We start from the raw sequence: 14,715 nt of genomic DNA on the forward strand, positions 1-14,715 counted from the left end.
ACTAACCTGATGACAAAGCGCTCTTGCTACAGAACAATCTTTTTTCATTACTATGAAGCGTGGTGTCAGGTAATGCCTGACACCACGCTTCATAGTAACTTTTGCGCTTTGTAAAATAGACAGAGTAGAAATGTCTACGCACGAGGTAAAATGGGAAGGTTCATGCCCTCGTCACGGGTGCGGTGTGTACCAGCCACCTCTTTAATACCACCCTCAGGATAGACAACGCTGGCCTCAGCTGCCGGTAACAGGCTGGCAACCTCTTTCAGAACAGCATCCAAAAACTGATCTTCAGGGACCGTTTTTACAACCTGCCCTTTACGGAAAATCACACCCTTACCTTTACCACCGGCCAGACCAACATCAGCATCGCGCGACTCACCAGGGCCATTTACGACACATCCCATGACAGCCACCTGAATCGGTGTTTGAACCTTAGATAGACGCTTTTCAACCTCATTTGCCACACTGATCACGTCAATTTCAACGCGACCACAGGAAGGGCAGGAGACAAACGTCACGCCACGATTACGCAATTCCAGCGAACGTAAAATCTCGAAGGCCACTGGAATTTCTTCCTCTGGCTCCGCACTCAGACTGACGCGCAATGTATCGCCAATACCTTCAGCCAGCAACAGACCTAATCCCAGAGCGGATTTCACAGAACCAGTAACCAGCGTACCAGCCTCGGTAATACCCAGATGAATGGGATAATCTGAACGCTGTGAGAAACGTCGATATGCCTCGACCGCGGTTAACACAGTCGAGGATTTCAACGAAACATCAATCTCGTGATAATCCAATTCTTCGCACCAGCTAATATACTCTAACGCACGTGTAACCATACGCTCGGCGAGGTTCTCACGCTCAATACGACGCGCCTCAGCGGGATCTGAGCGCTCCAGGGTACCATCATCACGCAAGCGCACCTGTACACGCTGCATCTGCGCTACTTTATCCAGAGCATCAATAGAACCCGAATTCACACCGATACGCATCGCCACGCCGCGCTCTTTAGCGGCCAGCACAATCTTCTCCATCGACTTGCGACCCAGAAGCAGATTGCCAGGATTAATACGCACTTTATCAACACCCTGACGAATCGCTTCCAATCCCAATTCTGGATTATAGTGAATATCAGCAACCAGAGGAATGCTAATACGTTTCTTGATTTCGCCGATCACCAGAGCATCTTCCATCTCAGGGACAGCCACGCGCACGATCTCACAGCCAACATCTTGTAAACGATGAATCTGGGCCACCGTCGATTCTACATCACGTGTATAGGTAGTAGTCATCGATTGAACCGCAATTGGCGCATCACCACCAATCGCAACATTTCCTACATGAATTTGTCGTGTTTTTCTTCGCATAATAGAAAATATACTCCGTTTAGCTTCCCCAATGCTGAAGATCACTTACCGTGACAACAACCATGAGGACTAGCAATAAAGCAAACCCAATGAGATTTATGAGACCTTCGCGCTCTGGTTTTAGACGCTTGCCACCACGCAATATCTCTACCAATATAAGGAAGACGCGTCCGCCATCAAGAGCGGGGAATGGTAGTATGTTAAAAATCGCTAAATTGAGACTTAAAGCGGCTGTCAGGCTTAAGATAGGCCACCAACCAATCGTCGGTGTCTCCATCGCCACCGTTTGTGTAACCTGTGCAATACCTACCGGACCAGAAAACTGCGGTTGTATGGCACCAATCAACATTTTACCGATCAACGACAGGTATTGATGAATAAAATCAAAGGTATGGGCAATACCTCTAAATGGCGCCTGCCATAAAGGATAATGAACCGTTACTATTTGATTGCCAACCCCCATTGAACCTTCACCGGCAGCTGGATGCACCCGGGCATTGACCGTCACAGCTACCGGCGTCTGCTCACCCTTATGACGAATCATCAAATGGATTGGCAGCCTGTCAGCACCATTGGCAGTTTTCAGGGCAGCCGTCACTGCCGTTTGCATGGAAGAAAAGTCGGTAATTGCCTTCCCATTCACAGACACCACGGTATCATCTGCCCGCAACCCTGCCGCAGCGGCCGGTGAATTAGGCTGAACAGAACCAATCACAGCATTTGTCGTCGGCACCGGCTCACCCAGTCCATAGGCAATGGTAAACAACACGATACCTAACAAGAAATTCATGAATACGCCAGCACACAGTACCACGAGACGTTTATGGGCCGGCTTAGCGGCAAAACTACCGGCATCATAGTGGCCCTTTTCATCATACGCATCCCCGGTCTCACCAGGCATGCGTACAAAACCACCAATCGGCAAGAGGTTAAGCGAATAAATCGTATGTGCTGGACGATCAGCTTCAGATGAGTCAGGACCACCACTCGTGTTATTGAAGGGATTTTGCACGTTACTAGTATCTACCGTACTTCCCCGTCCCAACCACATCACTTCCCAACCACCACGATCACGCTTGCGCAAACTCACGATGGTAGGAGGAATCCCAATACCAAATTCTTCAACACGAATACCAGCCCATTTCGCCGTAAGAAAATGTCCTAGCTCGTGTACAAACACAAGCACAGCAAAGACTGGAATAACAGCAAGTATATACCAGCTCATCCCTTTTTTCCTTTACTCCGCAGAATCTCGTTAAGCATGGATTGTTTGAACTCCTCATCACCTATGGATATAGCTAAGCGCGTTTCTTCCAAAGCTCGCGTACCGTGCGCCTGCCCCAGGCACAGGCTTCGAGCGTTGTTGCTACATCCGGCTGCTCAACGGATTGATGACGTTCCAGTACCGCTTCAATCAACTGGGCAATCTCTAAATAACCAATCTTCCCGGCCAGAAACAGCTCAACCGCCTCTTCATCCGCGCCCACCAGAGCACAAGAATACGTCCCACCACGTTTACCCGCTTCAATAGCGAGGCGGAAACAAGGGAAACGAGACAAATCGAGATCTTCAAAATGGAGAGAAGCCACATCGGCCCAGCGCAGTTCACGAATAAAATCTGTCTCAGATGCATCCAGACGGTGAGGATATCCCAGAGCATTCATAATTGGTAGATGCATGCTCGGCAAACTTGCCTGCATCTTGATCGAACCATCAATAAACTCAACCATTGAATGAATAATACTTTCGGGATGCACCACCACATCCATTTTCTCATAGGGAATCCCAAAGAGCCAGTGAGATTCAATGATCTCCAAGCCTTTATTCATCAAGGTTGCGCTGTCAATCGTGATCTTCGGCCCCATCTGCCAGGTTGGGTGTGCCAGGGCCTGCTTTACCGAGACAGCCTGTAACTCATCAAGCGGCGTCGTACGGAAAGGACCACCGGAAGCGGTCAGCAATAAACGCTGAATATCATGCTTTTCTTCGCCCCGCAAACATTGCCAGATCGCACTGTGTTCACTATCAATAGGGTAGATAGGAACTCCGGCGCGTTGGGCAGCCTGGGTGACAAGGTGACCAGCCATAACCAGTGTCTCTTTATTTGCCAGAGCAATCGTCTTGCCAGCACCAATAGCAGCCAGTGTCGGCACCATGCCAACCAGTCCCGAAGTAGCTGCAACCAGGATATCCGCATCTGCATGCGTAGCCACAGCCAGTAGACCTTGCTCTCCCAGGAGTGCCTGGGGCAGGAGCTGTCTGGCCCGCGCCTCTACTTCTGGCGCGTCAGCGAAGCAGGTCACCAGATCAGGCCGAAACTCCTGCACCTGCTGTGCCAGTAAATCAACATTACTGCGAGCGGCCAGCGCGACAATGCGAAAATGTTCGGGGAAGCGTCGCACCACATCAAGAGTTTGTCTTCCAATGGAGCCTGTACTTCCGAGTAAAGCAATCCGTTTAGGGAACGTTGTCATGAGAATTCAACCCGTTTAATACATATTTATACGTGCTTACATTACATAAGCGACGATTTAATTTAACCATTCATCCTGATTATAACATGTACCTATCAGGATGAACCAAAGGAAAGCCATGGCGATGGATGTGACCCATCTGGCAAGCGAAGCTCTGATACTTAGTGAAAAAACAATGAAAACAGATATACCACAATCACGGCAAACAGCAAACTATCAATACGATCCAGCATTCCACCATGGCCCGGCATAATCTGACCACTATCCTTCACATGCATCTGGCGCTTAATCAATGATTCACCCAGATCTCCTAACGTCGCCGCTACCCCAATTAAAATACCTAAGACAAGTGCCAGATACCAGGGAACCCCCAGAGGTACTACTGTGGTGAGTAAACTGGCAAGGATCGAAACGACCAATCCACCAGCTACCCCTTCCCAGGTCTTCGCTGGGCTGATATGGGGAGCCATTTTATGTCGTCCCAGATAGCGTCCGGCAAAAAATGCCGCGCCATCAAATCCCCAGACGCCCAGGAGCGTCGCCAGCAGCCACCAGACCCCATGTGGCAACGTTACCCAGAAACCATTCATGGTATGAAGAAGACTAATCTCAGAGCCACGTAAAAGAACAAAATAGCTCATGGACCAACCAAGGTATATGGGAACCGCCAGCGAGAGCGCCCAATCCACCAGAGAGCCTTCCAGCGTTTGGCGTCTGAACAGCCAGCAGAAAGAGAGAATCACAAAAGCGCCCAGCCCAATCTGGAGAAACAGGATGCGCTGGGCAGGAAACATAGCAGAGATGAGAAACAAGCCACTCAGACCAAAGCTCAGCCAGATCAGAGGGCGAAAGCCAGCCTTGAATAGCATAGAATGAAGTTCAAGTGTCCCCAACACGGTAACCAGCAGGCATGCCGCACACGAAACCCAGCCACCAAACCACACAAAGAGGAGCACTACCGGTATCATCACGCCAGCGGTCAACCAGCGTTGTCCCACTGATGATGAACCTTTTTTTTCGGGCCCATTGGTACCCATTGTTACATTTTGCTTACTTGTGCCTTGCAAACAATTCACATCCTCATAGAGCTACAGACATTTTATCATACATACAGTAATGCTATCCCACCATCGTCAAATACGCAACACATCAGCATCCCGCATCAGGGCTGTTCATTTCTCTTTTTTTTTATCCCGCCCTGCGGGCTGGGATGTGTGGAGTGCAGAGGCTCTCCCACTGCACTCCTGCATATGAATACGACTGGCTCCAGGGAAGGCAAAGCACCAAAAAAAAGAATACGTAGAGAGTGATTTTGAGTATCCCTACGTATTCCATTCAATCAGTCACATCCCTTACTTTGAAGTGGGGACATCCACGCGCCCGAAACGCCGTGTACGCTGATAATAATTTTCAAGGGCTGCCATTAAATCTTCATGTCCAAAATCAGGCCACAAGGTTGTAGTGGAATAGTATTCGCTATATGCTGATTGCCAGAGTAAGAAATTACTCACCCGCATCTCACCAGCCGTACGAATCACCAGATCGGGATCAGGAAGGTCGCGCGTATACAAATAAGAACTAATCAACTCCTCGTTGATTGACTCTGGATCGCGCCCATCGGCAATAATTTGCCGGACCGCATCCACAAGCTCTGCACGTCCCCCGTAATTAAAACAGACATTCACATTGATGCGCGTATTATTCTTCGTCAATTCAACTGAATCGTGCATGGCTTTTTGAATATCGGGCGAGAGATCATATAATCGACCAAGATGGCGCAAACGAACTCCGTCACGGTGGAGCTGTTCCAATTCCGAGCGAACGGTTTCCCATAAGAGACGCATCAGACCGTCAACCTCATGCTGTGGTCGCCCCCAATTCTCGGTTGAAAAAGCATACACGCTGAGCATTTCAATATTTTCATCGGCAGCCAACTCCACTACGCGCTTCAGCGCCGTAACCCCGGCCTTATGTCCCGCGAGACGAGGCAAGTGTTTTTGTGTGGCCCAACGCCCATTGCCATCCATAATGATGGCAATGTGGCGAACTGGTTGCTGCTCAGATGCGACAAGGGACTTCTTCTGCGCTAAATTCTTCTCTTTACCTTTAAAAGATGGAAAGAGTTGTTGCATCTTGGCCAAGATTAGACCTCCAGGATCTCCAGTTCCTTTGCTTTACCGATCTTCTCCATCTCATCGATGTAGCGATCAGTGAGCTTTTGCAGTCGGTCAGTACTACGTTTAAGCTCATCTTCAGAAACTTCTTTTTTCTTTTCACGGTCGCGTAATTTATCCTGTACATCCCGACGGATATTGCGGATCGCAACCTTATGCTCATCAGCTTTTTTGTGAAGGCTTTTCACCAGGTCACGACGACGCTCTTCACTCATCGGCGGAATGACCAGACGAATAACCTGTCCATCATTATTCGGGTTAATACCAAGGTCCGATTTTTGAATCGCTTTCTCGATATCAACCAGTAATTTTTTATCCCAGGGTTGAATTACCAGTAAGCGAGCCTCAGGAACGGTCACCGAAGAGACCTGACTAATTGGAGTTGGCGCGCCGTAGTAATCCACAGTAATACGTTCAATCAGGGCCGAACTGGCACGGCCAGCGCGGATTGCATTGAGATCTTGCTTCAGGGCCTCAATGGCCTTTTGCATACGTCGTTCTGCATCCCCAAGTAAATCTGCTGTCATTGCATACTTCCTTTTTCTCTAGGCACCATATGCACCTCAAAAAACGGGACGTGAGGAAAGAAGGAGCGCAACAGTTTGCGCAACTACACAGTTTCTTCCACGTCAGTAGAGACAAGTGTACCACACTTTTCGCCACGGATAATGGCTTCTAGAGCGCCAGGCTGGTGGAGATTAAAAACCAGTATCGGCATTGCATTATCTTTACACAGCGAAATAGCTGTACTATCCATGACTTTCAACCCCATATTCAAAGCCTGCATATAGCTCAACTCATCGAAGCGATGAGCCTGAGGATTGCGCATAGGGTCATCATCGTAGATCCCATCCACTTTGGTCGCTTTGAGCAGCACATGTGCGTTGAGTTCGACCGCACGTAATGCAGCAGCAGTATCAGTTGTGAAGAATGGATTTCCACTTCCAGCCGCCAGAATTACCACGCGTCCCTTTTCAAGATGGCGCACGGCACGTCGACGGATAAAAGGCTCTGCCACAGGAGGCATTTCAATCGCGGTCTGTACGCGAGTCGCAATGCCAATCTTTTCCATAGCATCCTGCATGACCAATGAATTCATTACTGTTGCCAGCATCCCAACATAATCAGCAGTGCCACGATCAATACCAGTCGCAGCTGCATCGGCACCACGCCACATATTGCCACCACCAATAACCATTGCCACCTCAACACCCAGGTCATGAACACGCTTGACCTCGCCCGCAATACGCCGTACTGTTTCGGCATCAATTCCAGGCCCTTGCGGACCAAGTGCTTCACCACTCAGTTTGAGCAGGATGCGCCGATATTTAGGCTCGACTGACATTTTTCCCATTCTCCCTTGTACGCGACCGTGAGGGACGCCTCTTCGTTTTCTTTGTCTGCTTCTCTTTCACCGGGGATATCCCCTTTGAAGGGGATATCCATCAGAGCCCGCTCTGGCAAGAATAAAAATTACTCACCCAGAGCAAAGCGGCTGAAGCGACGAACGATAATGTTTTCGCCTGTTCCAGCAATAACCTTACGCACAAGGTCACTGATGGTGACCGACTCATCCTTGATCCAGGGCTGCATCATCAAGACCTGGGATGCAAACTCTTTGTTCAGTTTGCCAGCCAGAACTTCCTCTTTACGAGCCTCAGGCACGCGAGCCATCGAAGGATCTTCAGCAAATTTCTGGCGTGCAGCCTCAATCACCTCAGCAGGCACATCCTCAAAGTTTACGTACTTAGGAGCTACACCAACAATCTGCAGAGCCAGATCATTGGCCAGGTCGCGGAAACCATCGCTACGAGCCACGAAGTCAGTGTTACAGTTCAGTTCAATCAGCACACCAACACGATTGTTGTGGTGAACATACGAAAAGACGCCACCCTCTTTGGTCTCACGGCCGGCAGTAACCATCTTCTCCGCTTTTTTATCGCGGCGAGCATCCAGATACTTGACGGCATCATCCCATGATTTGGACTCAGTCAAAGCATTTTTACAATCAGCGAATGTGGCACCTGTCTCTTCGCGCAACTTCTTTACGTCTGCGGCAGCGAATTCCATCTCTGGTTTCTCCTCAATCTTGTATCTATCATACTCAGATCCCACAGATAGTACAACAACTGCTGTCCATCTTTTTTGGTCTCTGAGTGCTTGACAAATGTGAAATTTAGTGAATATGCGCTCAGGAAGCGCATTGAAGGGCACAGTATATACATAAAAAGGCGGGAGTCAGGAAGCAAAAATGCCCCTTTTCTCCCACCGAAACACGCTATGGATTATTGACTAGTGAGCCTCTTTGGATACGAGTTCTGGCTCCTCAGCCTGAGCAGGGGCGGCCTCGGCAACTGGCTCTTCAGCCACAGGTGCTGCAGGGGTAGCTTCGGGCTCTGCTACTGCTGGCGCAGATGTTGGCTCTGCGGTTACTGCTACAGGTGCTTCAGTTTCTTCGATAGGTGACTCGCTCTCGCCTGCATCGGAATCCTTCTGCTGGGCCTCGAGCTCACGGCGGCCTTCGACAGCGGCATCAGCGATCTTGGAGCACAGCAAGCGTACAGCACGAATTGCATCATCGTTGGCAGGGATGGGGTAATCCATCTCGTCAGGGTCGCAGTTTGTGTCAGCCAGCGCAATGATAGGAATCTCTAGACGGCGGGCTTCCATTACAGCGGTGCGCTCTTTGCGAGTATCGATGATAAAGATAGCACTTGGTAAACGGCGCATGTCTCTGATTCCGCCCAGGATACGATCCAGGCGCGCAATCTCGTCCTGTATATGCTGGACTTCTTTTTTTGTCAAACGCTCGAAATCGCCACGGTCGCGGCGCTCTTCCAGGCTGCGCAGATAGCTAATACGAGATTGAATGGTCTTGAAGTTGGTTAACATACCACCCAACCAGCGCTGATTGACAAAGAACATGCCACAACGTTTGGCCTCTTCAGCAACGGCTTCCTGAGCCTGCTTCTTGGTACCAACGAAGAGCAATGTGCCGCCATCAGCAACCAGTTGCTCGACAAACTTGTACGCATCATTCAGACGCGTCACGGTCTGCTGGAGATCGATAATATGAATGCCATTGCGGTCCATGAAGATGAATTGCTGCATCTTAGGATTCCAGCGACGTGTCTGGTGACCAAAATGAACACCAGCTTCCAACAACTGTTTCATAGAAATGATATTAGCCAAAAAACGGACCTCCCTTGATCCTCCGCCCCCACGTCATGGCGTCAGGGTCCCCCAAGGTAAACCTTGCTCGTCCTTAACATACAATGAGTTATGGACCCCAGGGTCAGCGCTTTTCAGAGGGCGTGTGTAGTTTCTATTTCTGTTTTCTATACAGCAAGCGAGCAGTCCTCGCCCACTCCGACTGTGAAGTATAGCACAGAGCTACCGAGGACGCAAGAAATAGAGATCCGGGTTTTTTAAAAGCCTTTCAGATGGTATGCAGGTATCCATCATGAGAAGCTCTTTCTTTTGCGCTTAGCTGCGATGGGCTTACTTTAAAGTATGAAGCATCTTTTGCATGTAGGGGTAAATAGCGTATACTATCAAATACGAGCGTTTATAAAGACATTTACTGGCATGATGAATACTGTGGGAGTAGAATAGCCATGAGGTCATTAACAATGAGCTACAAAACACACTATTATCGTATCCATTTAATTGCCTACTCAAGCTTACCTTATGCTCATTTTTCTTTGCTCTCACGCATCCCTACACCCGGCCCTACCCCCCTGGCCCAACGTATACCTGCGCCAAAACGCCTACCCCGCAAGGTTTTCCTCCTAAAAATTGGTGAACACTGTTCGCTTCTTGAATTCAGGCGTATAGTATAGAGTAAGCGTACATATTTTTAGCTAATGCCCAGTAGAACGCTTATACCATTTTCAGGGGTTGTAGAAGTAGAAAGGGATTGAAACAGATGGTACATGTTCTCGTTGTTGATGATCATTCATTAATGCGTCGCGTGGTACGCGAGGTAATCGAAAAAGAAATAGATATGGAAGTGGTGGCCGAGGCAAGTAATGGTCAGGAGGCCGAATTACACGCAGCCCAAACACAACCTGATGTGGTTTTGATGGATGTAGATATGCCTGACTGTACCGGCTTTGAAGCCACTGAACGCGTACTCGCCTGTTCACCAAACTCACGCGTCATCATTTTCACATCCACACATCATGAACAACTCCTCTTTCAGGCCATCCAAAAAGGTGCAATGGGGTATATCACCAAAGATATCGAACCGGACGCGCTCATCCATGCGATTCGCTGTGCCGCCCGCAATGATTTATGCATTCCAGGGATCTTCGCCACGCACGTCCTGAACTATTTGCGCTCCTATTGGAGACAGGGTACTCCCTATGGCGGTATGCTGTCTGGTGGTATTTCCTATCGCACACCACGGCGCACTGCCCATGTGCTCCCGGGTGAAGAGGCATTACTGGCTGATCCTAATGCGCACTTACCTCGACCGCTGACCGAGCGTGAAAATCAGATTTTGGATTTGATGCGCAAAGGTCGCAAAAATCGCGAAATTGCGCTTGAGCTTTCAATTGCCGAGTCTACTGTCCATAAACATGTACAAAACATCTTTGAAAAACTTCATGCTCGTAATCGCACTGAAGCCATTTATTTAACCAGTATTGAGGCATGATACCTGACGGCCCTGTATGGTACAATGTGTAGTGTTATCAATAAACACCACAGAACAATGATACAGGATGTTGCACGTGCGAGGAAGACAGACAAGTTCGCCGGAAACCGCGCTGACGCCAGGAACACTACCTGCGGAAAAGTCGTCGTTCCTGGCTCATAATGCGCTCTTTCGACAGCTCAACGCGCAGGATGCCCGCGCTCTCGATCAGATCACAACTTCACTGACCTGTTCGCCTGGACGTATTCTCTATCGTCCGGGCGAGGCGAACACGGCACTTTTCTTCATTCAAACGGGGAGTATGCAACTCTATCATCTCTCAACCGATGGACGAAAATTGATCACAGCTACGCTGGGTAGCGGTACCTGCTGTGGGGAACAATGCCTCTGGGGCCAACCTATCTATACCAGTTTTGCAGAAGCAACTACCACTACGATACTCTTTGCCTTAAACACCAGTGACCTTGCCAATCTCTTACTACATCATCCAGCTATTTCCTTTATCCTCATGCAGATGATAGGACAACGGCTAACCTCTCTAGAAACACAATTAGTCAATACGACCTTCAAAAGCGTTACCGCACGCCTGGCAGATCTGCTACTACAACTTGCCAGTGCGCCTACATCACAAGCCAATCAACCACTGATTGTGAATGGCTTGAGCCATGAAGAACTGGCAGATCGTCTGGGCGTCTATCGCGAGACGGTCAGCGCTGCGCTACGCGAACTCAAAGAACTGCAGGCCATCCAACCTGGTCGCAAACGTATTACTATTCATCGTCCTGATTTGCTGCAACAGGTGGCTCAAACAAGTAGCAAGACAGGTTTACATCGGAGAGAGTGATTGGATGATTGTCAAAGCACAACAGATCGGCAAAATCTATCGCAATGGGCCGCTGCGCGTCGAGGCCTTGCGGGATCTTTCACTGGAAATTGCAGAGGGTGAAATAATTGCGCTGATGGGTCCCAGCGGTTGTGGCAAAACAACCCTCTTAAATTGCCTCTCAGGATTGGATACCATCGATGCGGGAGATATTTATATCCGTGGCGATAATTTACGGGATTTAAGTGAGCGTGAACGCACCAATTATCGCGCACAACATATGGGATTTATCTTTCAAGACTTTAATCTGCTCCCTGTACTCTCAGCGATCGAAAATGTGGAGTTACCATTGCTGGTGACAAAGGTACCTCGAAAGCAAGCGCGCCAGCGCGCCATGGAAATGTTGGCTACCGTGGGTTTGAGCGCACGTGCTCGCCATCGTCCTGCTGAACTCTCTGGTGGACAGCGACAACGGGTAACGATTGCACGTGCACTGGTGAATAATCCAGATCTCGTCTGGGCGGATGAGCCAACCGGCAATCTGGATAGTGAGACAGCTGGCGAAATTATGGATCTCTTGCTACAACTCAATCATGAACGGCACCAGACCTTTGTCATCGTCACCCACGCGCAGGAAATTGGTATGCTGGCCCATCGTGTTATTCATATGCGCGATGGCAAAATAACATTCCTCTGATCCCAAGAGGAATGTCACACACTCTCCACATTGCTACGTATACAGAACTATTTTGCCAGTGTATGGGCATTTAGCTGTGCACGCACGACATCTTTGATATGAGCAGACGAGAGTCCATATAATTCTTTCAGGATGGTGAGTGCGCCGTGCTCAACAAACTTATCTGGCAGGGCAATTACAGTTACCTCAACATCCTTGATATTGCGCTGTTCCAGCAGTTCCAATACAGCACTCCCAAAACCACCAGTCGCTACATGATCTTCTATAGTCACCAGATGTTTGGTTCCCTGCGCCAAACGGAGAATCATATCCTCGTCCAGAGGTTTGGCCCAGCGGGCATTGACTACCGCAGCATGAATACCTTCGTCTGCCAGTTCTTTCGCCGCTAACTCGGCCTGCGCCACCATTGATCCATACGCCAGAATAGCCACATCCTGTTGTTCAGCAGTCTCTATGGTATCAGGGCTCAGCAATTCAGCCTTGCCAACTTCCAATAGATGGAGATCGTTGGTCATCGGTATTCCTAATCCTTTGCCACGGGGATAGCGTAATGCTACTGGACCATCCAGAGCGACGGCGGTATATAACATGTTGCGTAGCTCCTCTTCATCTTTGGGAGCCATGACTTTCATACCAGGTATCATACGGGTGAAGGCGATATCGAAAACGCCATGCTGCGTCTGACCATCCTCGCCTACCAGACCGGCACGATCCATTGCAAAAACGACATGCAGGTTTTGCACACAAATATCATGAATAATCTGATCAATTGCACGCTGCATAAAAGTGGAATAAATCGCCACTACAGGAGTCAAACCGCCCACCGCCAGACCACCAGCAAAGGTCACTGCATGCTGTTCCGCGATACCCACATCAAAGTATCGCTCGGGGAAACGCTGGCGCAGCTTCTTCAAGCCAGTACCCTCTTCCATCGCGGCTGTAATACCAACCACCTTTGGATTTTTCTCGGCAATGGAAACCAACGTATTAGCAAACACCTCTGTATACGAAGGTGGATCACCCGCATTCTTCTTGATAACGCCGGTCTTATAATCATAGGCACCAGGGCCATGCCACGTGGTGGAATCACCCTCGGCGACCTCCCAGCCTTTGCCCTTTTTCGTGACCATCTGTACGATCACCGGACCGTCCACCATCTTTACATTCTCAAATACATCCAACATGGTATTGAGATCATGACCATCAAAGGGACCAAAGAATTTAAGGCCAAGCTCTTCAAAAATGGCACCACTTTTACTATGCATCATGAATTGTTTGAAACTGGTCTCTGCACGTCCGGCAGCTTCACGCGCTTTGTCACCAACAACAGGCAGACGTTCAATTGAACCCTTTGCCATCTCACGTAAGCGACGATAACTGGGTGTAGTCTGCATGCGACGCACATTACTCAGATGTTGTGAAAGCGCACCCACATTATCAGAAATTGATTTATCATTATCATTCAGAACAATAATTAAATTTTTCTTGAGACTCCCAGCATTATTAATTGCTTCTAAAGCCATACCACCCGTGAGAGAACCATCTCCGATCACCGCAATAACCTTGTGCCGTTCTCCTTGTAAATCCCGTGCCGCGGCCATACCCAGAGCAGCCGATATCGATGTACTCGCATGGCTGGCACCAAAGGTATCATAAGGGCTTTCATCGCGCCGTAAGTAACCGGAAAGTCCCCCAAACTGTCGAATAGTGTGAAAGCGTTCGCGACGTCCGGTCAAAAGTTTATGCACATAAGCTTGATGACCAATATCCCAGACAAGTAAATCATTGGGCGTGTTAAAAACATAATGTAGTGCCATTGTTAGCTCAACAACACCGAGATTGGGAGCCAGGTGTCCACCCCGTACCGAGACTTTTTCAATGATCTCACGCCGAATCTCCTTTGCCAGAAGCTCCATCTGCGGAATTGTCAGGGTACGCAACTGCTCTGGTCCATCAATCGTATCTAGAATGCTTGTCAATGGTTTCCTCCAATTACTAGGCACCGGCTTCCCTTTTGCTTCATCTCGGCAACAAGCGACCAGTAAATATTTAACAAAAGTGGCTCGCATCACTATCATAAAGATGCGTAAAAGTCAGATAAAGGGTGTGTCGTAAGGTATCTTTCACAATATTATAGATACCTTAGAAGATGCTGGCAAACACCTCAACCCTAAAAATTCATGCACGTGGGGTCTTGACAAGGGCTAAAACGGCCCTAGAAGCCATTTCATCCCTTCTTAAGGGTCTCTTGACAGTCTCACGCTTTCTTCTTATTATGATTTACATATGGTACCACTCGCAGTTGAGAAGCGAAGGTTGCTCAAATGTAGACAGTGCTACCAGAGAAGTATGTCTCTACTTTTCGGCGAAAAGGTTTGATAAAAGCCTTCATAATGAAAAGAGCAGGCAGAACTGTATGCCCTTTACTCTACGCTTGCTGCACGTCCCTAGAGCAAGCATTAAATTTAGCACAGGGCACAAGTACTGAGTACAAAGTGAAATAACAAAGGAAGG

At 48.8% G+C, this 14,715-nt stretch carries 13 protein-coding genes; 3 read left to right on the top strand and 10 right to left on the bottom strand.

The window, feature by feature from the left end; genetic code table 11:
• Positions 1 to 134 precede the first annotated feature (134 nt).
• From ispG to rpsB, 9 genes are all read right to left on the bottom strand, one after another.
• Positions 135 to 1,373 carry a flavodoxin-dependent (E)-4-hydroxy-3-methylbut-2-enyl-diphosphate synthase gene (gene ispG / locus F1593_RS09045; RefSeq protein WP_149401233.1) on the bottom strand — a complete coding sequence of 413 codons (1,239 nt, stop codon included), beginning with the start codon at positions 1,371 to 1,373 and terminating at the stop codon, positions 135 to 137.
• Between the two features lie 19 nt (positions 1,374 to 1,392).
• The gene (locus F1593_RS09050; RefSeq protein WP_149401234.1) at positions 1,393 to 2,598 is read right to left on the bottom strand and encodes a M50 family metallopeptidase; all 1,206 of its coding nucleotides are present in this window, start codon (positions 2,596 to 2,598) and stop codon (positions 1,393 to 1,395) included.
• A 73-nt stretch (positions 2,599 to 2,671) separates the two neighbouring features.
• A complete protein-coding gene (locus F1593_RS09055) occupies positions 2,672 to 3,847 on the bottom strand; it encodes a 1-deoxy-D-xylulose-5-phosphate reductoisomerase (RefSeq protein ID WP_149401235.1) in 1,176 nt (391 codons plus the stop codon).
• Between the two features lie 161 nt (positions 3,848 to 4,008).
• Positions 4,009 to 4,914, bottom strand: a complete 906-nt coding sequence (locus F1593_RS09060) for a phosphatidate cytidylyltransferase (RefSeq protein WP_149401236.1) — start codon at positions 4,912 to 4,914, stop codon at positions 4,009 to 4,011.
• A gap of 285 nt (positions 4,915 to 5,199) precedes the next feature.
• The gene (gene uppS, locus F1593_RS09065) at positions 5,200 to 5,979 is read right to left on the bottom strand and encodes a polyprenyl diphosphate synthase (protein WP_149401259.1); all 780 of its coding nucleotides are present in this window, start codon (positions 5,977 to 5,979) and stop codon (positions 5,200 to 5,202) included.
• 11 nt (positions 5,980 to 5,990) lie between these two features.
• On the bottom strand, positions 5,991 to 6,548 hold the full coding sequence (gene frr / locus F1593_RS09070; RefSeq protein ID WP_149401237.1) for a ribosome recycling factor: 558 nt from the start codon (positions 6,546 to 6,548) through the stop codon (positions 5,991 to 5,993).
• Positions 6,549 to 6,631: 83 nt separating this feature from the next.
• Positions 6,632 to 7,366: a UMP kinase gene (pyrH, locus tag F1593_RS09075; RefSeq protein WP_149401238.1), complete on the bottom strand. Its 735-nt coding sequence runs from the start codon at positions 7,364 to 7,366 to the stop codon at positions 6,632 to 6,634.
• A gap of 128 nt (positions 7,367 to 7,494) precedes the next feature.
• The gene (gene tsf / locus F1593_RS09080) at positions 7,495 to 8,091 is read right to left on the bottom strand and encodes an elongation factor Ts (RefSeq protein ID WP_149401239.1); all 597 of its coding nucleotides are present in this window, start codon (positions 8,089 to 8,091) and stop codon (positions 7,495 to 7,497) included.
• Positions 8,092 to 8,313: 222 nt separating this feature from the next.
• Positions 8,314 to 9,195: a 30S ribosomal protein S2 gene (gene rpsB, locus F1593_RS09085; RefSeq protein ID WP_149401260.1), complete on the bottom strand. Its 882-nt coding sequence runs from the start codon at positions 9,193 to 9,195 to the stop codon at positions 8,314 to 8,316.
• 754 nt (positions 9,196 to 9,949) lie between these two features.
• Between rpsB and F1593_RS09090 the strand changes: the two genes are divergently transcribed.
• The 3 genes from F1593_RS09090 (at position 9,950) to F1593_RS09100 (ending at position 12,201) form a co-directional block, all read left to right on the top strand.
• Entirely contained in the window at positions 9,950 to 10,681 is a 732-nt protein-coding gene (locus F1593_RS09090) for a response regulator (protein WP_149401240.1), read from the top strand.
• 76 nt (positions 10,682 to 10,757) lie between these two features.
• Positions 10,758 to 11,525, top strand: coding sequence for a Crp/Fnr family transcriptional regulator (locus tag F1593_RS09095; RefSeq protein ID WP_172631978.1), 768 nt, complete (start codon positions 10,758 to 10,760; stop codon positions 11,523 to 11,525).
• 4 nt (positions 11,526 to 11,529) lie between these two features.
• Positions 11,530 to 12,201, top strand: a complete 672-nt coding sequence (locus F1593_RS09100; RefSeq protein ID WP_149401242.1) for an ABC transporter ATP-binding protein — start codon at positions 11,530 to 11,532, stop codon at positions 12,199 to 12,201.
• A gap of 47 nt (positions 12,202 to 12,248) precedes the next feature.
• Here the strand turns inward: F1593_RS09100 and dxs are convergent, their stop codons facing one another.
• Positions 12,249 to 14,180, bottom strand: coding sequence for a 1-deoxy-D-xylulose-5-phosphate synthase (gene dxs, locus F1593_RS09105; RefSeq protein WP_149401243.1), 1,932 nt, complete (start codon positions 14,178 to 14,180; stop codon positions 12,249 to 12,251).
• Positions 14,181 to 14,715 lie beyond the last annotated feature (535 nt).

It is taken from the genome of Dictyobacter arantiisoli, assembly GCF_008326305.1.
GTDB classification, from domain to species: Bacteria; Chloroflexota; Ktedonobacteria; order Ktedonobacterales; family Ktedonobacteraceae; genus Dictyobacter; species Dictyobacter arantiisoli.

What these genes read in the sequence shown, in the direction of transcription:
- uppS (WP_149401259.1), bottom strand. Translation starts at nt 5,979, where the DNA reads ATGCAACAACTCTTTCCATCTTTTAAAGGTAAAGAGAAGAATTTAGCG.
- pyrH (WP_149401238.1), bottom strand. Translation starts at nt 7,366, where the DNA reads ATGTCAGTCGAGCCTAAATATCGGCGCATCCTGCTCAAACTGAGTGGT.
- ispG (WP_149401233.1), bottom strand. Translation starts at nt 1,373, where the DNA reads ATGCGAAGAAAAACACGACAAATTCATGTAGGAAATGTTGCGATTGGT.
- F1593_RS09100 (WP_149401242.1), top strand. Translation starts at nt 11,530, where the DNA reads ATGATTGTCAAAGCACAACAGATCGGCAAAATCTATCGCAATGGGCCG.
- rpsB (WP_149401260.1), bottom strand. Translation starts at nt 9,195, where the DNA reads ATGAAACAGTTGTTGGAAGCTGGTGTTCATTTTGGTCACCAGACACGT.
- frr (WP_149401237.1), bottom strand. Translation starts at nt 6,548, where the DNA reads ATGACAGCAGATTTACTTGGGGATGCAGAACGACGTATGCAAAAGGCC.
- F1593_RS09055 (WP_149401235.1), bottom strand. Translation starts at nt 3,847, where the DNA reads ATGACAACGTTCCCTAAACGGATTGCTTTACTCGGAAGTACAGGCTCC.
- F1593_RS09050 (WP_149401234.1), bottom strand. Translation starts at nt 2,598, where the DNA reads ATGAGCTGGTATATACTTGCTGTTATTCCAGTCTTTGCTGTGCTTGTG.
- F1593_RS09090 (WP_149401240.1), top strand. Translation starts at nt 9,950, where the DNA reads ATGGTACATGTTCTCGTTGTTGATGATCATTCATTAATGCGTCGCGTG.
- tsf (WP_149401239.1), bottom strand. Translation starts at nt 8,091, where the DNA reads ATGGAATTCGCTGCCGCAGACGTAAAGAAGTTGCGCGAAGAGACAGGT.